The sequence below is a fragment of the Methylobacterium fujisawaense genome, from assembly GCF_039619325.1.
In the GTDB taxonomy this organism is placed as follows: domain Bacteria; phylum Pseudomonadota; class Alphaproteobacteria; order Rhizobiales; family Beijerinckiaceae; genus Methylobacterium; species Methylobacterium fujisawaense.
On sequence record NZ_CP155000.1, the window covers coordinates 167,115 to 187,384 of the forward strand.

A 20,270-nucleotide genomic window follows, 5' to 3' on the forward strand; every position below is an offset into this window, starting at 1 on the left:
CCACCGGCCGCGCCCCGGCATCGGCCCGAGCCCGAGCCCAGGGGGCGCTGCAGGAAGGGCCGGGCGCGCCGGTCCCGGGCAGAGACGGACCAGTCCCGAGGTATCCGGCACGGTATAGCGCGCAATTTCACCGGTCTATCGACGCAGAAAATCCGGGTCAATTTCGGAACAATCCAAATATGGACCCCGCAAAAGTCAATAATTCTGTAAATATCAGCAATTCAGATTCAATTCAGATTTACCGGACGTTAACGCTGCATGTCTCAATGATCATCGAATAGTCTTGCAAGGCTTCGCGACGATGGCTTCTGCGTCAGAACATGGGATCGACCGGCCGTCCCGCGATCGCCTGCGGCGCTCCGGCTCCGATACGCCCGCGAACCGGTCTGGGCGCCGCTGATGGACGCGCTCCTCGTCGACGACAGCGCCACCATGCGGATGCGCCTCCGCCGCCTGCTGGAGGCCAAGCCCGACATGTCCGTCACCGATCACGGCGACCCGGTCGCCGCGATGGTCGAGGCGCGGATGCGGGCCTTCGATATCGTCCTGGTCGACTGCCACATGCCCGGCATCGACGGGATCGCCTTCATCCGGCAGATGCGGACCATCCCGCATTACGCGCAGGTGCCGATCGTGATGATCACGAGCGACATCTCGGACGCGGTGCGGCTCGCCGCCCTGGAGGCGGGGGCGACCGATTTCCTCGACAAGTCCATGCAGGGCGTCGAACTCACCGTCCGGCTGCGCAACATGATCCGGCTCGCCCGGGCGGTGCGGCGGCTCGCCGAGCAGGCGGCCTGGCTCGACGGCGCGGTGGAGGCCGCCCTGCGCCACATGCGTGAGCGCGAGGAGGAGATCATCTTCCGCCTGGCGCTGGCGGTCGAATACCGCGACAACGACACCGGCGATCACACATGGCGGGTGGCCCGCTACAGCCAGATCGTCGCCGAGGGGCTCGGGCTGGCGCCGGATGTCTGCCGCAACCTCTATCTCGCGGCGCCCCTGCACGATGTCGGCAAGGTCGGCATCCCGGACGGCGTCCTGCTCAAGCCCGGCCGGCTCGACCGGGACGAGTTCGACCTGATCAAGACGCATCCGGCGATCGGCCGGCGCATCCTGGGCGGGAGCGCCTCCGAACTGATCCGGCTGGCCGCCGAGATCGCCGAGTTTCACCATGAGAAATGGGACGGCGGCGGCTACCCGCACGGGCTCGTCGGCGCCGCGATTCCCCTCTCGGCCCGGATCGTCGCGGTGGCGGACGTGTTCGACGCCCTGACCACCGCGCGGCCCTACAAGGCTGCGCTGCCCTTCGACGCGGCCCTGGACTGCATCCGCGCCGACAGCGGCCGCCACTTCGACCCGGCCTGCGTGGAGGCCTTCTGCGCGCGCTTCCCGGACATCCGCGTCGCCGGCGGGCAGAACCGGGCGGGGGTGCGGCCGAATGCGGGGCCGGTCACCGAACCCTGGGCGCGGGTGCCGACCCTGCTCCGCGAGGTCGCCGCCCCGTCGCCGGCCCCCGCGGGATGGCGCGTCAGCAGCCCCGAGGCGCTCCTGACGCCATCGGTGAACCCGGGCTCGTCTGCGCCGTTGATCGCGGACTCGCACGGATCACGGACGGAGCCGCACCATGACCACGACCTGGAAGACGCTGCCGGAGATCGCCCTGGCCCGCCGGATCTCCCTGGACGCGGCCCGGCGCCTGGTCGACGGGGCGAAATGCCCCAAGGTGTTCCGCGCGGACGGCACCGTCTACCTCATCTGAGCGCGGGCCGGGCGGATGACGCATCCCCCGGAAGCCCCTAACCTTCCGGCATGCGCATCTTCCACACGCCCGATTCAGGCCGGCACGATCCCGAACGCTACCTGCGGCGCGGCACGCCGATCCCGCATCCCGAGCAGGCCGCCCGCTACGCGATCCTGCGCGACGCGGCCCTGCGGGGCGGCCACGACCTCGCCGAGCCGGCCGATCACGGCCTCGACCCGATCCGGGCGGTGCACGATCCGGACTACGTGGCGTTCCTGGCCGAGGCCTGGGCGCGCCGGAGCGAGATCCCCGACATCGGCGACGAGATCCTGACCGGATCCTTCGCCCGGCCGCAGATGCACCGGAGGCCCGCCGGCCTCCTCGGGCGGCTGGGCCTCTACACCGCCGACACCTCGACGCCGATCCGCGCCGGCACCTGGGCGGCGGTCTACGGGTCGGCGCAATGCGCGGTCGCGGCCGCCGACGCGGCCCTCGCGGCGGGACACGCCTACGCCCTGTGCCGCCCGCCCGGCCACCACGCCTACGCAGAGTCCGCCGGCGGCTTCTGCTTCCTCAACAACAGCGCCATCGCGGCCGAGCGGATGCGCGCCGCCACCGGCGGCCCGGTGGCGATCCTCGACATCGACGTCCATCACGGCAACGGCACGCAGGGGATCTTCTACGCCCGCGCCGACGTGCTGACAGTCTCGGTCCATGCCGACCCGTCCGACTACTTCCCGTTCTTCGCCGGCTATGCGGACGAGACCGGGACCGGGGCGGGGGCGGGGTTCAACCGCAACCTGCCGCTGCCGCCGGGCTCGGGGGACGCGCCCTGGCTCGCGGCCCTGGAGGCGGGTCTCGCGGCTGTCGCCGCGCACCGGCCCCGGGCCCTCGTGGTGGCGCTGGGCCTCGACGCCGCCGCGGACGACCCGATCGGCGCCCTCGCGGTGACCCGGGCGGGATTCGTCGGGGCCGCGGAGCGGATCGCCCGGGCCGGGCTGCCCACGGCCCTGGTGCAGGAGGGCGGCTATCTCTGCGCGGCCCTGCCGGACAACCTCGCGGCCTTCCTGGCTGCCTTCGACGCCGCGCGCTGAGACCCGCATCGCGTCCGCCCCCGCGGTGCGGGCGTGATGCGATCGTGATCGCCGGGGCGCCGGATCGGCTACCCGGATGTGGTCGACCCGATGCCACAACCGACCTATCAGGGCGGGGCGGGCGCCGCCGACGCGTCCCGGGCGGGAGGAACGGACGATGGGCGCGGGCGAGGTGGGCTTACGCGAGGCGGCCAGCGCTCCGTGGTACGCGGGTCTCACCCGGCGCCACTGGCGGATCCTGTGGGGCAGCTATCTCGGCTGGATCTTCGACGGCTACGAGGCGGTGGCCCTGGTCTACGCCCTGCGTCCGGCGCTGGCCTCGATCCTCACCCCCGAGCAGGCCCAGGCGCCGGCCACCTACGTGGGGCTCGCCATCGGCATCACGCTGCTCGGCTGGGGGATCGGCGGCCTCATGGGCGGGATCGCGGCCGACTATATCGGCCGCAAGCGCATGATGATGATCTCGATCCTCGGCTACGCGGTCTTCACCGGGCTGACCGCCTTCGCCGGGAGCTTCACGCAGCTCGCGATCCTGCGGTTCATCACGGGGCTCGCCATCGGCTCGGAATGGTCCACCGGCATCGCCCTGGTGGCCGAGACCTGGCCGAACCGGGCGCGGCCGAAGGGCTGCGGCTTCCTGCAATCGGGCTTCGGCGGCGGCGCGGTGCTGGCCGCCATCGTGTGGGCCGTGCTCGCGGCCACCGAGCCCCTGGGCCCGGAATCCTGGCGGATCCTGTTCGCGCTGGGCGCCCTGCCGGCCTTCGTCTGCCTGTACCTGCGGCGGGCGCTGGAGGAATCCGAGCAGTGGATGCAGGCGCTCAAGGCGCAGCGCTGGGCCGCCACCGCGGAGGATGCCGGCCACGCCCCGCGGGCCGCGCAACGCCCCTTCACCCTGGCGGAGATCTTTCGGGAGCCGGAGAGCCGGCGGCGGGTGCTGCTGGCCACCGCCATGTCGTTCGCCACCACGGTAGGCTGGTGGGCGGTCTCGTCCTGGCTGCCGGCCTACACGGAGGGGCTGGCCAAGGCCGCGGGCGAGCCGGCCAATGTCTGGGGCCCGCGCATGGGCATCATCTACAATGTCGGGGCGATCACCGCCTACGTGATCTCGGGCTTCGTGGCCGACGCGATCGGCCGCCGCGCCTTCCTGCTCGTCACCTATGTCGGCTGCATCGTCACGTCGCTCGCCTGCTACCTCTGGACCGGCGGGCTGGTGCCGTTCATGGGGCTCGCCTTCCTGAACGGGTTCTTCACCCTGGGCTTCGCCTTCTCGTGGATGGCGATCTACCTCGCGGAGCTGTTCACCCCGGCGGTGCGGGCGACGGCGGCGAGCGTGGTCTTCAACGGCGCGCGGCTGATCGCCTGGATCTTCCCGATCCTCGCCGGGCAGATCGTGACCGCCTTCGGGGGCGTCGCCGCGGCGGCTCTGACCCTGTCGAGCGTCTACGTGATCGGCCTCGTGGTGCCGTGGTTCATGCCGGAGACGCGGGGCCGGCCGCTGCCGGATTAGATCGATCCCGGGTCCCGCCCCGCCGGCGGCCAGCGGTCCCGGGCCCGGCCAGACGCAAAGCGGCCCCCGACTCCGGTGGAGCGGGGGCCGGATCCTGCACAGGCGCCATGGGCCCGCCCGGCCCAGGGGGCAGGGCGGAGGCCGGTCCTAGTCCTCGTCGTCCTCGTCGTGGTGCCGGCCCTTGAGCTTGGCGAAGACCGAATCGGCATCGAGCCGCTCCTCGCGGCCGCCGTGATCGTCCGCGTGCTCCCGCTCGTCCGCCTCGCGGGCCGTGGAGACCTCGGTCGGCAGCAGCGAGGCGCCGGATTCGGCCGCCACCGCGGCCGGGCGGTCGGCCGCCGCGCGCTGGACCTCGAAATCGAGGTTGATCTGGGTGGTGAGCCCGAGGGTCACCGGGTCCATCGGCTGGAGCGAGCCCGAGTTCCAGTGGGTGCGCTCGCGGATCTGCTGGATCGTCGACTTGGTGGTGCCCACCAGCCGGATGATCTGCGAATCCTTCAGCTCCGGGTGGTTGCGCAGCAGCCACAGGATGGCGTTCGGCCGGTCCTGGCGGCGGGAGAGGGGGGTGTAGCGCGGGCCCTTGGTGGTGCGCTTCACCTCCGGCAGCTTCACCTTCGACACGGCCGGCTTCAGCTTGTAGTGCGGCGCCTTCTGGGCCTTCTCGATCTCGTCGCGGGTGAGCTGGCCGGTGGAGACCGGGTCGAGCCCCTTGATGCCGGCCGCGACCTCGCCGTCGGCGATGCCCTTCACCTCCAGCGGGTGCAGCTTGCAGAAATCGGCGATCTGCTCGAAGGCCAGCGAGGTGTTCTCGACCAGCCAGACGGCGGTCGCCTTGGGCATCAGCGGACCCTGGGACATGTCTCTCGTGCTCCGGCCTGGCGGGACGGGGGCCGGGCATCGGGCCGCGGGCTCCGGATGACCGATCCGGATGTCCCGTCTCACGCTGTCGAATGGGGATGAGGCACTATAGGCCCGGGCGGGGAGGGGCGCAATCACGGGTTCGGCGGTTCGGAGAGCCCGCCTGCGGATTCACCGGGGGCCGGGACGACCGGCCGCCCCTCAGCGCGGCCGTACCCCGTCGAGGAACAGCCGCACCGCCGCCTGCCGCCGCCGCTCCTGCGTCTCCGGATCGGTGGCGATGCCGTAGAGGGCCGCCTGGGACGACCGGCCGAGGACGAGGCTGAGGAACAGGTCGGCCGCGATCTCGGGATCCGCCACGGCGATCCGGCCGCGCCGGGCGAAGGCGTCGAGCAGCTGCGCCACGGCGCGCACGCCCCGCAGCCAGCCCTCCTCGTGGGCCAGCCGCGCCAGTTCGGGAAACTGCAGGGCCTGGGCCACGAGGTTGCGCTTGAGCATGGCCGCCCCCGGCGACTGCCCGTGGGCCAGCAGGGTGCGGCTGAGATCCTGCAGGGCGGTCTCGACGTCGTCGCTCCCGCCCTGCGCGGCCTGGGCCTCGGCGGCGGCGGAGAGCGGCGCCAGCCACGCGGCGATCCGCTCGCGCAGGACCGCCTCGAACAGGGCCCGCTTGTCGCGGTAGCGGGCATAGACCGTCGGCTTGCTCATCCCGGCGGCCTCGGCCACCGCGTCGATGGAGGTGGCGTCGAAGCCGCGCTCCAGGAACAGGGTGGTCGCCACGGCGATCAGGTGCGCCTCGCGCCGGACCGCCTCCGCGCGCGTCGGCCGGCCGCCCCGCCGCTGTCCCGCCTCCGCTCCCGCGATCTCCGTGACCGTCACCCGCGATTCTCCTTGCCCGAAGCCGTCCCGCGCATTATCAAAACGATACCGTACCGTTTTGATTCTGGCCAGACCCGATGGACGCACGTCGCAGCGACAGCTTCAAGAGCGCCGACCCGGTCGCGGGTGCCCCGGCGCCCGCCCCGGTCGCCGCCGCGGCGGTCCCGGCCCAGGTCCCGGCCCAGACCCAGACCCCGGCCCAGGTCCCTGCGCCGGCCTCCGCATCGGCGCCGCGTCGCCGCCGCGCGCGGATCGTGCTGCCCCTCCTCGGAGTTCTCGCGCTGGGCGGCGCCGGAACCTACGGCTGGCACTGGTGGACCGTCGGCCGCTTCCTCGAGGTGACCGACGACGCCTATCTCCAGTCCGACAAGGTGACGGTGGCCCCGCGCATCGCCGGCACCGTCGCGGAGGTGCGGGTCGGCGACAACCAGCCGGTCAAGGCCGGGGACGTCATCGCCCGCCTCGACGACCGGTCCTACCGGGTCCAGCTCAAGCAGGCCGAGGCCGAGGTCGAGAAGGACAAGGCGCAGGTCCTGGGCGTCGCCGCCGCGATCATCCAGCAGCAGGCGCAGGTCGCCTCGTCGCGGGCCGACCTCGCCAATGCCGAGGCCGCGCTGACCTTCGCGCAGCAGGAATACACCCGCTACCAGAACCTGCTGCAGACCGGCTCCGGCACGGTGCAGCGCCAGCAGCAGGCGGATGCCGACCTGCGCCAGCGCCACGCCGCCCGCGACAAGTCCGCCGCCGCGCTCGACGCCGCGCAGAAGCAGATCGACAGCCTGAAGGCCCTGGAGGCCAGCACCCGGGCGAGCCTCGAAGGGGCGCGGGCGAAGGTCGAGGGGGTGAAGCTCGACCTCAGCTACGCCACCATCCTGGCGCCGATCGACGGCGTGGCCGGCGACCGGGCGCTGCGGATCGGGCAGGTGGTCTCCCCCGGCACCGGGCTCCTGACCCTCGTGCCGATGGGCCGCGACATCTACCTCGTGGCGAACTTCAAGGAGACCCAGACCGGGCACATGGTCGAGGGCCAGCGCGTCACCGTCACGGTCGACGCCTTCGGCGACCATGCATTCGAGGGCCGGATCGAGAGCTTCTCCCCGGGCACCGGCTCGCAATTCGCGCTGCTGCCCCCGGAGAACGCCACCGGCAACTTCACCAAGGTGGTGCAGCGCGTGCCCGTGCGCGTCGCCCTCGATCCCGCCGACCCGCTCGTCGGCCGCCTGCGCCCCGGCCTGTCGGTGGAGGCGACGGTCCACACCGCCGACCCGGTGGAGCCGGTGGATCCCGCCCGCCGCAGGCCGAAGCCCGCCCCGGCGCTGGTCAGCGAGGCCCTGCCCCGATGAGCCCCGTGCCGGCCGTGGCCGGGCCCGAGGCAAAGGCGAGCGCCCGGGACTGGCTCGCCGTGTTCGGCGCGATCCTCGGCGCCTTCACGGCGATCCTCGACATCCAGATCACCAACGCCTCGCTCGCCGACATCCAGGGGGCGCTCGGCGCCTCCACCGAGGAGGGGAGCTGGATCTCCACCGCCTACCTGATGGCCGAGATCATCGTGATCCCGCTCACCGGCTGGCTGTCCTCGGTGATCGGCCTGCGCCGCTACCTCGCGGTGAACACCCTGCTGTTCACCGCCTTCTCGCTGGCCTGCGCGCTCTCGACCAGCTTGAGCCAGATGATCCTGTTCCGGGCGGGCCAGGGCTTCACCGGCGGCGTGCTGATCCCCACCGCCATCGTGATCGTGCGCACGCGGCTGCCGAAGAGCCAGCAGGCGGTGGGCATCGCGCTGTTCGGCCTGACGGCGACCTTCGCGCCGGCCATCGGCCCGACGGTGGGCGGCTGGCTCACCGACAACCTGTCCTGGCACTACATCTTCTACCTGAACCTGATCTTCGGGCCGATCGCCGCGGCGATCCAGCTCGGCGCCTTCGAGGCCGCGCCCGCCCGCTGGGGCGAGTTGCTCAAGGGCGACTGGATCGGCATCGGCCTGATGGCGACCGGGCTGCCGGCCCTGACCTTCGTGCTGGAGGAGGGGCAGCGCAAGGACTGGTTCGGCTCGCCCGTGATCGTCGAGGCGAGCTGGCTGGCCGTCGCCGGGATCACCGGCTTCATCGTCCGCGAGCTGACGGCGGCCAAGCCCTTCATCAACCTGCGGGTCCTGGCCAACCGCTCGGTCGGGGGCGCCTGCGTGCTGATGACCGTGCTGGGCGCGGTGTCGTTCGGGTCGATCTACATCATCCCCGTCTATTGCGCGCAGATCCAGGGCTACAATGCCGAGCAGATCGGCACCGTGGTGATGTGGTCGGGCCTGCCGCAGCTGGTCCTGTTCCCGATGATGCCCCTGCTCATGCGCGCCGTCGACGCCCGGCTGCTCGTGGTCACCGGGACGCTGTTCTTCATCGCGAGCTGCTGGATCAATGTCGGCCTGACCCACGATGTCGGCGCCGACCAGCTGATCCTGCCGCAGCTCATGCGGGCCATCGGCCAGCCGCTGTTCACGATCCCGCTCTCGCAGCTCTCCACCGTGGGCCTCGGCCCGCGCGACACCGCCGACGCCTCGGCGCTGTCCAACATGATGCGCAACCTCGGCGGCTCGATCGGCATCGCCCTGCTGTCGACCATGATCGACCGGCGGGAGCACTTCCACTTCTCGGTGCTGGCCGAGGCGATCACCGTCAACGCGACCCGCACCCAGGACCGGCTCGCGGCGCTCGCCGCCGGGATGCACGCCCGCATCGCCGACCCGCTGGCCGCCAAGGGCGCGGCTCTGGGCATGCTGGCGCAACAGGTCCGCCGCGAGGCCACCGTCATGGCCTACGCGGACGGGTTCTGGCTGGTGGGGGTGAGCCTCGTGGCGAGCCTCGCCGTGGTGGCGATCCTCAAGAAGCCCCAGCGCGCCGCCGGGCCGGTGGAGGCGCATTGACGGGCCGATGCGAGGCCGGGGGCTACTTCCCCGGCAGGTTGTGGACGATCGGGAAGAACGTGTCCTTCCAGTCCTTGGGCTCGGCCTTGATGGTCTTCATCGCGTAGAAGTGCCGGGCCTGGAGCATGATCCCGTAGGGGGTGGTGGAGAAGTTCGTGCCCGGCTCCTTCATGATCGCGACCAGGGTCTCGGGGGGCGTCTTCTCGTTGGTGGCCGCGACATAATCCTTGGCGGCCTGGAGCGGGTCCCGGGCGATCGCGGCATTGGCCTCGTCGATCGCAGCCACGATGGCGGCGGCGAGCTTGGGGTTTCGGGTGTACCAGCCGGTCCGGGCGTAGAGGATCGCGTTGCTCACCGGCTCGCCGACGAGTTCGAAGGAGTTCAGCACCGTGTGGATCGCCGGATCCTGCAGCTCGCGCTGCTGGAACGGCGGCAGCGAGAAGTGGCTGTTGATCTCGTTGTGCGGGCTCGCCAGCGCCGCCACCGCGTCGGGATGGCCGAGCTGGACGGTGAGCGGGTCGAGCTTGGTGGCGTTCTCGGGCCCGAAGGCCTTCCTGGCGGCGATCTGGAGCAGCACCGCCTGCGAGGAGACCTTCACGGAGGGCAGGGCGATCTTGTCCTTGCCGGAGAAGTCGCCGAGGGTCTTCACGTCCGGGTTGCGGGTGAGCAGCAGCATCGGCGTGGTGCCGACGCCGCACAGGCCCTTCACGTCGCCCCGCGTCCGGTCGTTGAGCAGCAGCATGTTGGTGGAGCCGCTGTCGACGATGTCGATATTGCCCGAGAGCAGCGCGTCGTTGCCGGCGGCGCCGCTCGTCAGGTTGACCCACTCCACCGCGACGTCCCCGAGGCCGGCGGCCTTGGCGTGCTTCTCGATCAGCTTGTGCTGCTCGGCGAGGACGGCGGGCAGGTAGACGAAGCCCGGCTGCCGGCTGATCCGCACCTTGGCGTCGTCGGCCCGGGCGGGGGAGGCGAGCGCCAGCCCGGCCAGCAGGAGGGCCGGTCCTGCCCGCAGGAGCCGGCGGCAGCCCAGCAGCAACGCGCCCGTCCGCGACGTACCCACCATGACGCATCTCCCTGTGACCCCGGCGGATTCGTGTCCGATCCGGATGTGTCGTTGGGCGCGAGTGGACAGGTTCGGGTCGGCGCGCGCAAGGCCCCGCCGCCCCGATCCGCCGATTCCGGCGCGGCAACGTCCCCCGATGCGCGACCGGCGCGACCGGCGCGGCCGACGATCGGGCAGGCTCCGCACCGCCGGACGCAGCGCCCGCGCCGGGGCCGGGGCCGCCACCGTCGCGGGCACTCAGCCCGCCGAGAAGCCCCGGACCGCCGCCCGCACCAGCGCGTCGATCATCGGCCGCACGTCGTCCACGCCGAGGGGCCCGAGGCTGCCGAGATCGGCGAGATAGGTCATGCCGTGGACGCTGGACCACAGCGCCCGCGCCATCACGGGGATCTCCGCCTCGGCGAGGCGGCCGCCGTCGCGCAGCACCCCTTCCAGGATCCCGAACAGGGCCGCGATGTCGGCCTGCACCGAATCCGGCGCCGCCACGGTGCGGCGCTCGAAGATCGCCGCCCAGGCGGCATGGTGCCCCGCCGCGAAGGCGAGATACGCATCGGCCAGGCACAGGAGCCGCGCCTCCGTCCCCCGCGACGGACAGGCCGCCAGCGCCTCCGTGAGGGCGTCCCGGAGCCGCCGCATGGTGACGGCGTTGGCCTCCAGCCGCAGCACTTCCAGGCTGTCGAACTGCGTGTAGACCGAGCCCACCGCCGTGCCGGCCCGCTCCGCGACGCCGCGGGCGGTCAGCGCCGCCGCGCCGCCCGCGTTCAGGATCGCCACCGCGGCTTCGATCAGGGCCCGGCGATCCGCCGCGCGGTCGCCCGGCTCCTTCCGCGGCCGTCCGCGCACTTTTTTATGAACCTCGTTCATTTTATCCCTTGCGACGCGGCGCGCCGCGTGTTTTACCTGTTTCATGAACGACGTTCAATAAATTACGGATGCGATCCGGCCCGTCGTTCTTCGCGAGGTGAACCGTGATGAGGACCCTCTCCTTCCTGATGCGCGGCGTGATCGCCGACAACGCCCAGGCGATCCACGACGCCCATGCCGTGACGATCCTGCGCCAGCAGATCCGGGAGGCCGCCGGAGCCCTGGCGGCCGCCCGGCGGGAACTGGCCGTCGCCCTGGCCTACCACGCCGCCGAGATGCGCGCCCTCGACGCCATCGGGACCCGCATCGACACCCTGTCGGACGGGGCGCGGCGGGCGCTGGCCGACGGCCGCGAGGATCTCGGGACCGGGGCGGCGATCCACATCGCCGCGCTGGAGGACGAGCGGGCCGACCGCCGGGCCGCCGCCGAACGCTTCGCCGCCGAGGTCGAGCGGCTGAAGCGCCTCGTCGCCCAGGGCGGCGAGCGGCTGCGGGATCTCGACCGCGGGCTCCAGACCGCCCGCACCACCGAGGCGCTGCGGCGGGCCGGCCTCGAGGGCCGCCGGGTCACGACCCTGTCGGCGGGGGCCCTCGGGGAGGCCGAGCGGACACTGGCGCGCATGCGCGAGCGGCAGGCGGCCGAGGCGGACGTCGCCGCCGCGCTGACCGAGCTCGAGGCCGATCTCGAGGCCGGGACCGCGGGCGGGATCGAGGCCGATCTCGAGGCGGCGGGCTACGGCCGCCCCCGCACGGACCCGCGGGCGGTGCTGGACCGCCTCAGGGCCGGGGCCTGACCGGCGCCGCACGAACCCCCATCCGATCCTTCCTCAGGAGACCGCACCATGACACCGCAGATGCCCCATACCGGCGCCTGGAAGACCTTCACGCTGGTCAGCTTCGCCGCCGCCGCCGCCATGCTGACGATCGGCATCTTCTTCCTGCCCGCGGATATCTGGATCAAGGGCTACCTCGCCATGGCGTCGCTGTTCCTCACGGGCACGACCTTCACCCTGGCCAAGACCCTGCGCGACGAGCACGAGGCGAAACGGCTGATCAACAAGATCGAGGACGCCGCCACCGAGCGCGTCCTGCGGGAGGCGGTGCCGGGCCGGCTCTGAGCCGATCCCCGAGGTCGGCGCCGCTCAGTCCGCAGCCTCCAGGAACGCGGCGACCACCCGGGAGAATTCCGGGGTCCGCAGGTAGCCGTAGGATTTGTGCCGGTTCTCGGCGCCGTCCGGCCTCCGGTAGGCGTTGATCACCGGCACGTCCCGCACCCGCACGCCGGCGGCATTCGGCGCGTAGAGGGCCGCGAGGTCGTCGCCCACCGTGGCGATGTCCTGGCGGTCCATCAGGTTGGTCCAGGCGGTGAGCGCCGCCGGCACCCGGAGGTCGCCGTGCGCGTCGGCGAGCTTCAGCTTCAGCTCGGCGAGGCCGAGAGGGGCGCCGAGGGTGACCAGGGCGCAGCGGGGCATCGGCGTCCCCTCCGCCTCGGCGGCGCGCAGAACGTCGTAGGCGATCAGGCCGCCCATCGAGTGCGCGGCGATCAGCACGGTATCCGCCGCGGCCGCCGCCAGAACGTCGCGCAGGCGCGCCCGCGCCGCCGCCCGGAAGGCCGCGTCCTCGTGGTAGCCCCAGAGATCGTCGAGACGGTATTCCAGGATCAGGTCGTCCACCGGCGTCAGCCCGGCGGCCTCCTGCAGGTGCGACAGGCCGCGATAGATCCGGTCGGTGAGGGTCGGCTCGGCGCGGTCGGGCTCCCCCGCCGGGGAGGGGAACGGCCCGAGGCCGTGATCGGGGCGGTAGGGCTCGCGGTTGCGGTCGCCCGCGAGCGGCTGCGGGTAGCGCAGGTCCGCCCAGTAGACGAAGGTGAAGGGCAGGTCGGCCTCCGCCACCCGGAGCCCGCGATTGCGGTCGAGCCCCTCGCGGATCGCGGCGCGCCACCAGGCGGCCTTCTCATCCCGGGGCGGCTTGTTGGCGAGCCCGTGGATGCCGATGATGTGCGCCCGACCCAGTGTCCGCTCCCAGACCGACGCGAATGCCGGCGGCTCAAGATAGGGCCGCCCCGCACGGACGGAACTGCGGCTTAGTTTCCGCGCGCCCGTCGCCCCCGCGCGTCGACCCAGTCGTCAACCCATTCGTCGACCCAGTCGTCGACCCATTGCCACCCGGCCGCTCCGCCATAGCTGCGCTGCGGGAACCGGATCGGGCCCGGGGCCTTCTCCCACGACAGATGATCCTGCCGCGCTTGCATCCCGGTGCGCGCGGCCAATGACGAGGACGGTGGCCCGATGCGGCGCGCCCACAGCATGGATTTCGGGGCCGAGATGGTCGAGGGCGGCGTCCGCTTCGCCCTCTGGGCACCCACCGCCAAGAGCGTCGCGCTCGTCGTCGACGGCGCCGATCACCCGCTGCCGGAATCCGGCGGCGGCTGGCGCCGCACCGCCCTGCCCGGGGTGAAGCCCGGCGCCCGCTACGGCTTCCGCATCGACGGCGACCTCGTGGTGCCCGATCCCGCCTCCCGCTTCCAGCCGGACGACGTCTCGGGCCTCAGCGAGGTGATCGACCCGCGGGCCTTCGCGTGGTCCGACGCGGACTGGACCGGGCGGCCCTTCGAGGAGGCGGTGATCTACGAGTGCCATGTCGGCACCGCGACGCCGGAGGGCACCTATGCCGGCCTGCAGGCCCGGCTGCCCGACCTCAAGGCGCTCGGCGTCACCGCCATCGAGCTGCTGCCGCTCGCCGACTTCAAGGGCGCGCGCAACTGGGGCTACGACGGCGTCCAGCCCTACGCCCCCGACGGCGCCTATGGCCGCCCGGACGACCTCAAGCGCCTGATCGACGCCGCCCATGGGCTCGGGCTGATGGTCTATCTCGACGCGGTCTACAATCACTTCGGTCCGGCCGGGAACTACCTCCACGCCTACGCCAAGACCTTCTTCACCGAGCGCCACCAGACCCCCTGGGGCGCGGGCATCAACTTCGACGGCAAGGAGAGCGGCGCCACCGTGCGCCAGTTCTTCATCCAGAACGCCCTCTACTGGCTGGAGGAATACCGCTTCGACGGCCTGCGCTTCGACGCCGTCCACGCGATCCTCGACGATTCGCCCCGTCATTTCCTGGCCGAGCTCGGCGAGACGGTCCGGAAGACCTTTCCGGACCGGCAGATCCACCTGATGCTGGAGAACGAGGCCAACCAGGCCCGCTGGCTGGAGCGGGACGCGGCCGGGCGCCCGAAGATGCACGATGCCCAGTGGGCCGACGACCTGCACCATTGCTGGCACGTCCTGCTCACGGGCGAGGACGCCGGCTACTATAAAAGCTTTGCCGACAAACCGGTCGCGCACCTCGCCCGCTGCCTCGCGGAGGGTTTCGCGTATCAGGGCGAGCCGTTCGCCACGCTCGACAACCATCCGCGCGGCGAGTCCTCCGGGCACCTGCCGCCCTCGGCCTTCGTGACCTTCCTCCAGAACCACGATCAGGTCGGCAACCGGGCGCTGGGCGAGCGGTTGAACCACCTCGCGGATCCGAAGAAACTCGATCTCGCCCGGGCCGGGCTCCTGCTGGCGCCGCAGATCCCGATGCTCTGGATGGGCGAGGAATGGTCGGCCTCGGCGCCGTTCCTGTTCTTCGTCGACTTCGCGCCGGACGAGGACCTGAACAAGGCGGTCCGCGACGGCCGCCGCCGGGAGTTCAAGAGTTTTGCCGCCTTTGCGGACGATACCTCGAAGATCCCCGATCCCACGGAACGGGAGACGTTCGAGCAGTCAAAACTCGACTGGTCCGAGCGGGAGCGCTCGCCCCACCGGGAGGTTCTGGCCGAGACGACGCGCCTCCTGGGGCTGCGCCGCGACGTGGTCGTGACGCTGGCGAAGTCCGGCTATGACGGCGCCGCCGCCACGATGCCGCGCGCGGACGTGGTCGACTGCACGTGGCGCTTCGGCGCCGGCACCCTGCGCTTCGTCGCCAATGTCGGGACCGAGGCCTTCGCGGTCGATCCGGGCGGTGCCCGGCCGGTCTGGACCAACGCCCCCGACGGGGCCGGACGCGATCTCCCGTCCTGGACGGGCGTGTTCCTGACGGAGTCCCACGCGTGAGCCCCCTCGAAAGACTCGCCGACCTCGTCGGCGTCGCCGCCGGCTACACCGACGCCTTCGGCAAGCCCGTCGAGACGCCGCTGGCGGTGCGCCGCGGCCTGCTGGCGGCCCTGGGCTTCGCGGTCCAGGACGAGGCGTCGATCGCCGGGAGCCTCGCCGAGGTCGAGCGCCTGCGCCGCGGCCTGATCCCGCCGCTCCTGCCGGTGGAGGCCCGCCGGGCCGCCCGCGTTCCGGTCCGGCTGCAGGACGGGGCGCCCCACACCCTGGTCTGGCGCCTCGTCGACGAGCGCGGCACCGCCCGGGAGGGACGGGCCAACCCGCAAGGGTCCGATCCCGGCTTCGAGCTGCCGCCGCTGACCCCGGGCTATCACCGCCTCATCGTGCAGGCCGGCCAGAGCCGCACCGAGGCCTGGGTGATCGCCGCGCCGCAGCGCTGCTGGCGCCCGCGCCCCTACACGGATGAGGGGGCCTCCGATTGGGGGCTCGCCGCCCAGCTCTACGGCCTGCGCTCGGCGACCAATATCGGCATCGGCACCTACGCGGATGCCGGCGAGGCCGCCCGCGAGGCGGCCCTGCGCGGGGCGGCGTTCTTAGGGCTCAGCCCGGTCCACGCCCTGTTCGGTTCCGACCGGACCAAGATCTCCCCCTACTCGCCCTCCTCGCGCCTGTTCCTGGAGACGCTGTTCATCGCCCCGCGCAGCCTGCCGGGGCTCGCCGGCTCCCGGGCCGAGGCGCTGCTCGATGCGCGCGCGGACGCGATCACGGCGCTCCGCGAGGCGGCGCTGGTCGACCACCAGGGCGTGCACGACGTGCTCGACCCGGTGCTCCGGGCCCTCTGGGCGGACTCCCCCGCCCGGGCCGGCACAGACGCGGATTTCGCGCGCTTCCGGCAGGCGGGCGGCGAGGATCTCGAATCCCACGCCCTGTTCGAGGCCCTGTCGGAGCATTTCCGGGGGCAGGGCGCGCACTGGCTGGGCGACTGGCCGGACGCGTACCGCCGGGCCGGCACGGAGGCGGTGCGGGCCTTCGCGGCGGAGCATGCCGAGGCGGTCGGCTATCACGCCTGGCTGCAATACCTCGCCGACCGGCAGCTCGAAGAGGCCTCCGCGGCGGCTCTGGGCGCCGGCATGCGGGTCGGGCTCTACCGCGACCTCGCGGTCGGCGCCGACCGGGGCGGCTCCGAGATCTGGTCCCATCCCGAGCGCTTCGCCGACAAGGTGTCGATCGGCGCGCCGCCGGATCTGCTGGCGCCCAAGGGCCAGAACTGGGGCCTGCCGGCCTTCGATCCGCTGGAGATGGAGCGCGACGGGCTCGCCGCCTTCCGGACCCTGGTCCAGGCCAACATGCGCCATGCCGGCGCGATCCGGATCGACCACGCCTTCCAGCTCGCCCGCCTGTTCCTGATCCCGCTGGGCGCGGGCGCCCAGGCCGGGGCCTACGTGGCCATGCCGTTCGAGCCGATGCTGGCGGTGCTGCGGCTGGAGAGCCACCGCAACAAGTGCCTCGTCATCGCGGAGGATCTCGGCACCGCCCCGGAGGGCTTCTCGGACGCGCTGATGCGGGCCGGGGTGCTGAGCTACCGGATCCTCGCCTTCGAGCGGGAAGGCGACGGACGGTTCAAGGCGCCGTCGGCCTATCCGCGCGACGCGCTCACCGCCATCACCACCCACGACCTGCCGACCTTCGTGGGCTGGTGGCGCGGGGTCGACACCGACACCCGGCAGTCGCTCGGCCTCTACGACCAGGAGCGGGCCGAGGGCGAGCGGGCCGAGCGCGTCGTCGAGCGCCGCCGCCTCGCCGAGGCGCTGGCCGGCGAGCAGCTGCTCCCCTCGGCCGAGCCCCCGGATGCCGCGCCCTTCGAGGCCGCCGCCCGCTACCTCGCCCGGGCGCCCTCGATGCTGACCGCCGTGCAGTACGAGGACGTGGTCTCCGAACTCGCCCAGGCCAACGTGCCGGGCTCCACCGAGGGCTACCCGAACTGGCGGCGCAAGCTCGACCGGGAGCTGGCGGACATCGCCGCCCCCGGCGGGCCGCTGGCCAAGCTGGCCGCCGCCCTGTCGGCGGAGGCACGGGGACCGCGCTCGGGGGCCGCGCGGCTCGCCGCGCCGCCGCCGCGCTCGACCTACCGGCTGCAGTTCCACAAGGACTTCACCTTCGCGGATGCCGGCCGGATCGTCCCCTACCTGCACCGGCTCGGGATCAGCCACGTCTACGCCTCGCCGCTCCAGACGGCACGGCCCGGCTCGACCCACGGCTACGACATCGTCGATCACGGGGCGATCAACCCGGAACTCGGCGGCGAGGCGGGCTTCGTCCAGCTCTCCGAGACGCTCCACGCCCACGGGATCAAGCTGCTCCTCGACATCGTCCCGAACCACATGGGCGTCGGCGGATCCGACAACCCGTGGTGGCTCTCGGTGCTCGAATGGGGCTCGCTCTCGCCCTTCGCCGACGCCTTCGACATCGACTGGCAGCGGCTCGGGGCTGGGCGCAACCTCGTGATCCCGTTCCTGGGCGAGCGCTACGGCGAGGCCCTGGAGCAGGGCACCCTGGTGCTCAAATTCGATCCCGAGAAGGGCGCCTTCAGCGTCTGGCACTACGAGCACCAGCTGCCGATCCGGCCGCTGAGCTACCCGACCATCCTCAACCGGGTGATCGCCGCCATCGGGGCGGTGGACGACGACACCACCGCGGAGCTGCTCGCCATCTCCGAGCGCCTGCGGGCCATGGCGATCGACACCGACGAGACCCGCCGCAAAGGCTTCCCCGAGGAGGCCGAGGGGCTAAAGCGCCGGCTCGCCGAGATCCACGGCGTCTCGCCGCTGATCCAGGAGGCCACCGCCAGCACGCTGGCCCTGCTCAACGGCTTCAAGGGCCGCCCGGACAGTTTCGGGCCGCTGCACCGGCTGCTGGAAGCGCAGGCCTACCGGCTCGCCCATTGGCGGGTGGCGTCGAGCGACATCAACTACCGCCGCTTCTTCGACGTGAACTCGCTCGCCGGCCTGCGGGTCGAGCTGTCCGACATCTTCCACCGCTCGCACGAAACCGTGTTCCGGCACATCCGCGAGGGCCGGATCGACGGCTTGCGCATCGACCATATCGACGGGCTGGCCGACCCGCTGGGCTACGCACGTGCGCTCCAGGCGGCGGTCGGGCCGGGCTTCTACGTGGTCGTGGAGAAAATCCTGGAGCCCGGGGAGCGGCTGCGGCCCTGGCCGGTGGCCGGGACCACGGGCTACGACGTGCTCAATCAGCTCGACGGGATCCTGGTCGACAAGGGGAAGCGCGGCAAGGTCGAGCGCCTCTACACCTGGGCCACGGGCTTCGACGAGCCCTACGGCTTCCAGCTCCGTGCCGCCAAGGCCGAGATCCTGGAGATCAGCTTCGCGAGCGAGCTGGAGGTGCTGACCACCGACCTCAAGGAGGTCGCCGATTCCGACCGGCGGACCCGCGACTTCACCGTCAACGCGCTCCGCCGGGCGCTGATCGAGATCATCGCGCGCTTCCCGACCTACCGGAGCTACCTGCCGCCGGAGCTGGAGGAGGGCGAGGTCGAGCCCGAGGACGTGCGCCTGATCGAGGGCGCCGTCGCCAAGGCCAAGCGCTGGTCGAGCCTGCCGGACCGCTCGGTCCACGACTTCGCCGCCGACGTCCTGCTCGGCCGGATCGAGACCGCCGGGGCGGGCCGGCCGGATCCGCGGGTTGCCTTGCGCTTCCGCCGCCGGTTCCAGCAGCTCACCGGCCCGGTCATGGCCAAGAGCCTGGAGGACACGCTGTTCTACCGCTACGCGTGCCTGCTCGGCCTCAACGAGGTCGGGGGCGATCCGGGCGAGTACGGGATCGACGCGGAGCACTTCCACGACCTCCAGATCGCCCGCGCCCGGGACTGGCCGAGCGCCATGATCACCACGGCGACCCACGACACCAAGCGGGGCGAGGATGCCCGCACGCGGCTGCTCGCCCTCTCGGAGATCCCGGAGGAATGGGCCAAGGCCTGGGACCTGTGGCAGCGCACCGCCGGCCCGCACCTCGCCCGCATCGACGGCGAGCCGGCCCCCGACGCCAACGACCAGTGGATGTTCTTCCAGGCCATTCTGGGCGCCTGGCCGCTGGAGCTGCTGGAGCGGGACGAGGCCGGGGCGATCGAGGATTTCCGCGACCGGCTGATCGCCTACGGCGAGAAGGCCATGCGCGAGGGCAAGCGCCGGTCGAGCTGGGTCAATGTCGACGCGGTCTACGAGGGCGCGGTCAAGAAGCTGTTCACCGCGCTGATCGCCCCGGGCTCGGACTTCCTGGCGCAGCTCCGGCCCTTCGCCCGGCGGCTCGCCCATCTCGGCATGCTGGCGAGCCTCGGCCGGACGGTCCTGAAATGCACCCTGCCGGGCCTGCCCGACACCTACCAGGGCACGGAGATCTGGGACTTCTCCTTCGTCGATCCCGACAACCGCCGCCCGGTGGACTACCCGGCCCTGGGGCGGATGCTGGACCAGGGCGGCGTGCCCGCGGAGCTGCTGGCGCACTGGCCGGACGGGCGGGTCAAGCAGGCGACCCTCGCGGCGCTTCTGGCCGAGCGGGCCGAGCGACCGGACTTCTACGCGAGCGCCGCCTACGAACCCGTCCCGGCCACCGGCGCGCGGGCCGGGCACGTGATCGCCTACCGTCGGACCGATCCCGGCCAGGAGGGCGGCGACCTGTTCGTGGCGGTACCGCGGCTGGTGGCGGGCTTCGTCGGGGAGGCGGTCTGGCCGGGTGAGGCCTTTAATGGGACCCGGGTCGATCTCGGGGCGGGGACCCGCTGGCGCGACCTCGCCTCGGGGCGGATCGTGGCGGGGGAGGGGGCCGACCTCGGCGAACTCCTGCGGGATCTGCCCTACGCGGTGCTGCGGCGGGAGCCGTGAGGGGAGCGGCCGGATCCGTGGATCGTCCTCCCCCCTCCGCGGGGGAGGGTGGGCCGGCCGTCAGGCCGGGTCGGGAGCAGGGAACCCGGCTTCCGAAACGGGCGGAGCCGGCATGAAGGCCGCCGCCTTCTCCGGCAGCATCGCGCCCCCGTCGCGGGACTTCGGGGACCACCCTTCCCCGCAGCGGCGGGAGGGAGCGTGCGCGGGTCCGTCCCTGCCACGAAGACCATGTCGGCAGGTCCCTCGCGGTCCTGTCATGCGAATCTGCTGAGAGGCGGACGGCGCGGACCTGACAATCCCCGCCGTCCCACGCGAAGGCACGCCCGGGCGGTTCGGGCGTTACGACACAGGAACG

Annotated in this window: 13 protein-coding genes and 1 pseudogene; 9 read left to right on the plus strand and 5 right to left on the minus strand. The window is 72.3% G+C overall.

Features of this window, described 5'->3' with window-relative positions; translation table 11 throughout:
• Window positions 1-399 precede the first annotated feature (399 nt).
• The 3 genes and pseudogenes from ABC766_RS01015 to ABC766_RS01025 all read left to right on the plus strand — a co-directional run.
• Window positions 400-1,500, plus strand: a pseudogene (locus ABC766_RS01015) (HD domain-containing phosphohydrolase); the annotation flags it as partial.
• A gap of 312 nt (window positions 1,501-1,812) precedes the next feature.
• Window positions 1,813-2,838, plus strand: coding sequence for a histone deacetylase family protein (locus tag ABC766_RS01020; protein WP_345820689.1), 1,026 nt, complete (start codon window positions 1,813-1,815; stop codon window positions 2,836-2,838).
• A 157-nt stretch (window positions 2,839-2,995) separates the two neighbouring features.
• Window positions 2,996-4,345, plus strand: coding sequence for an MFS transporter (locus ABC766_RS01025; RefSeq protein WP_345820690.1), 1,350 nt, complete (start codon window positions 2,996-2,998; stop codon window positions 4,343-4,345).
• 147 nt (window positions 4,346-4,492) lie between these two features.
• Here the strand turns inward: ABC766_RS01025 and ABC766_RS01030 are convergent, their stop codons facing one another.
• Together ABC766_RS01030 and ABC766_RS01035 are read right to left on the minus strand one after the other, a co-directional pair.
• Entirely contained in the window at window positions 4,493-5,203 is a 711-nt protein-coding gene (locus ABC766_RS01030; RefSeq protein ID WP_043352024.1) for a DUF1013 domain-containing protein, read from the minus strand.
• Window positions 5,204-5,404: 201 nt separating this feature from the next.
• A complete protein-coding gene (locus tag ABC766_RS01035; RefSeq protein WP_051044827.1) occupies window positions 5,405-6,079 on the minus strand; it encodes a TetR/AcrR family transcriptional regulator in 675 nt (224 codons plus the stop codon).
• Between the two features lie 77 nt (window positions 6,080-6,156).
• Between ABC766_RS01035 and ABC766_RS01040 the strand changes: the two genes are divergently transcribed.
• Together ABC766_RS01040 and ABC766_RS01045 are read left to right on the plus strand one after the other, a co-directional pair.
• Window positions 6,157-7,422, plus strand: coding sequence for an HlyD family secretion protein (locus ABC766_RS01040; RefSeq protein WP_342142119.1), 1,266 nt, complete (start codon window positions 6,157-6,159; stop codon window positions 7,420-7,422).
• Window positions 7,419-8,996 carry a DHA2 family efflux MFS transporter permease subunit gene (locus tag ABC766_RS01045; protein ID WP_043357661.1) on the plus strand — a complete coding sequence of 526 codons (1,578 nt, stop codon included), beginning with the start codon at window positions 7,419-7,421 and terminating at the stop codon, window positions 8,994-8,996. The genes ABC766_RS01040 and ABC766_RS01045 overlap by 4 nt, the downstream gene beginning before the upstream one ends.
• Window positions 8,997-9,018: 22 nt before the next feature.
• Here the strand turns inward: ABC766_RS01045 and ABC766_RS01050 are convergent, their stop codons facing one another.
• Both ABC766_RS01050 and ABC766_RS01055 read right to left on the minus strand, forming a co-directional pair.
• A complete protein-coding gene (locus ABC766_RS01050) occupies window positions 9,019-10,059 on the minus strand; it encodes an ABC transporter substrate-binding protein (protein WP_345820693.1) in 1,041 nt (346 codons plus the stop codon).
• A gap of 237 nt (window positions 10,060-10,296) precedes the next feature.
• Entirely contained in the window at window positions 10,297-10,923 is a 627-nt protein-coding gene (locus ABC766_RS01055) for a TetR/AcrR family transcriptional regulator (RefSeq protein ID WP_043756762.1), read from the minus strand.
• A 107-nt stretch (window positions 10,924-11,030) separates the two neighbouring features.
• Here ABC766_RS01055 and ABC766_RS01060 point away from each other — a divergent pair, with 107 nt between their 5' ends.
• Window positions 11,031-11,717, plus strand: coding sequence for a PspA/IM30 family protein (locus ABC766_RS01060; protein WP_345820697.1), 687 nt, complete (start codon window positions 11,031-11,033; stop codon window positions 11,715-11,717).
• A 48-nt stretch (window positions 11,718-11,765) separates the two neighbouring features.
• Window positions 11,766-12,041, plus strand: a complete 276-nt coding sequence (locus tag ABC766_RS01065) for a YiaA/YiaB family inner membrane protein (RefSeq protein ID WP_043357650.1) — start codon at window positions 11,766-11,768, stop codon at window positions 12,039-12,041.
• A 24-nt stretch (window positions 12,042-12,065) separates the two neighbouring features.
• Here ABC766_RS01065 and ABC766_RS01070 read toward each other — a convergent pair whose 3' ends face one another.
• Window positions 12,066-12,935 (minus strand): hypothetical protein, encoded by an 870-nt coding sequence (locus ABC766_RS01070; RefSeq protein WP_043379845.1) that lies wholly within the window; start codon window positions 12,933-12,935, stop codon window positions 12,066-12,068.
• 276 nt (window positions 12,936-13,211) lie between these two features.
• Here ABC766_RS01070 and treZ point away from each other — a divergent pair, with 276 nt between their 5' ends.
• Window positions 13,212-15,017 carry a malto-oligosyltrehalose trehalohydrolase gene (gene treZ / locus ABC766_RS01075; RefSeq protein ID WP_345820700.1) on the plus strand — a complete coding sequence of 602 codons (1,806 nt, stop codon included), beginning with the start codon at window positions 13,212-13,214 and terminating at the stop codon, window positions 15,015-15,017.
• A complete protein-coding gene (locus tag ABC766_RS01080; protein ID WP_345820702.1) occupies window positions 15,014-19,915 on the plus strand; it encodes a malto-oligosyltrehalose synthase in 4,902 nt (1,633 codons plus the stop codon). Before treZ ends, ABC766_RS01080 begins: the two co-directional genes overlap by 4 nt.
• The last annotated feature ends 355 nt before the right edge of the window (window positions 19,916-20,270 follow it).

Bases quoted from the DNA above. Each gene is read 5' to 3' on its own strand.
- ABC766_RS01020 (WP_345820689.1), top strand. From the start codon at position 1,813: ATGCGCATCTTCCACACGCCCGATTCAGGCCGGCACGATCCCGAACGC.
- ABC766_RS01025 (WP_345820690.1), top strand. From the start codon at position 2,996: ATGGGCGCGGGCGAGGTGGGCTTACGCGAGGCGGCCAGCGCTCCGTGG.
- ABC766_RS01030 (WP_043352024.1), bottom strand. From the start codon at position 5,203: ATGTCCCAGGGTCCGCTGATGCCCAAGGCGACCGCCGTCTGGCTGGTC.
- ABC766_RS01040 (WP_342142119.1), top strand. From the start codon at position 6,157: ATGGACGCACGTCGCAGCGACAGCTTCAAGAGCGCCGACCCGGTCGCG.
- ABC766_RS01045 (WP_043357661.1), top strand. From the start codon at position 7,419: ATGAGCCCCGTGCCGGCCGTGGCCGGGCCCGAGGCAAAGGCGAGCGCC.
- ABC766_RS01050 (WP_345820693.1), bottom strand. From the start codon at position 10,059: ATGGTGGGTACGTCGCGGACGGGCGCGTTGCTGCTGGGCTGCCGCCGG.
- ABC766_RS01055 (WP_043756762.1), bottom strand. From the start codon at position 10,923: ATGAACGAGGTTCATAAAAAAGTGCGCGGACGGCCGCGGAAGGAGCCG.
- ABC766_RS01060 (WP_345820697.1), top strand. From the start codon at position 11,031: ATGAGGACCCTCTCCTTCCTGATGCGCGGCGTGATCGCCGACAACGCC.
- ABC766_RS01065 (WP_043357650.1), top strand. From the start codon at position 11,766: ATGACACCGCAGATGCCCCATACCGGCGCCTGGAAGACCTTCACGCTG.
- treZ (WP_345820700.1), top strand. From the start codon at position 13,212: ATGCGGCGCGCCCACAGCATGGATTTCGGGGCCGAGATGGTCGAGGGC.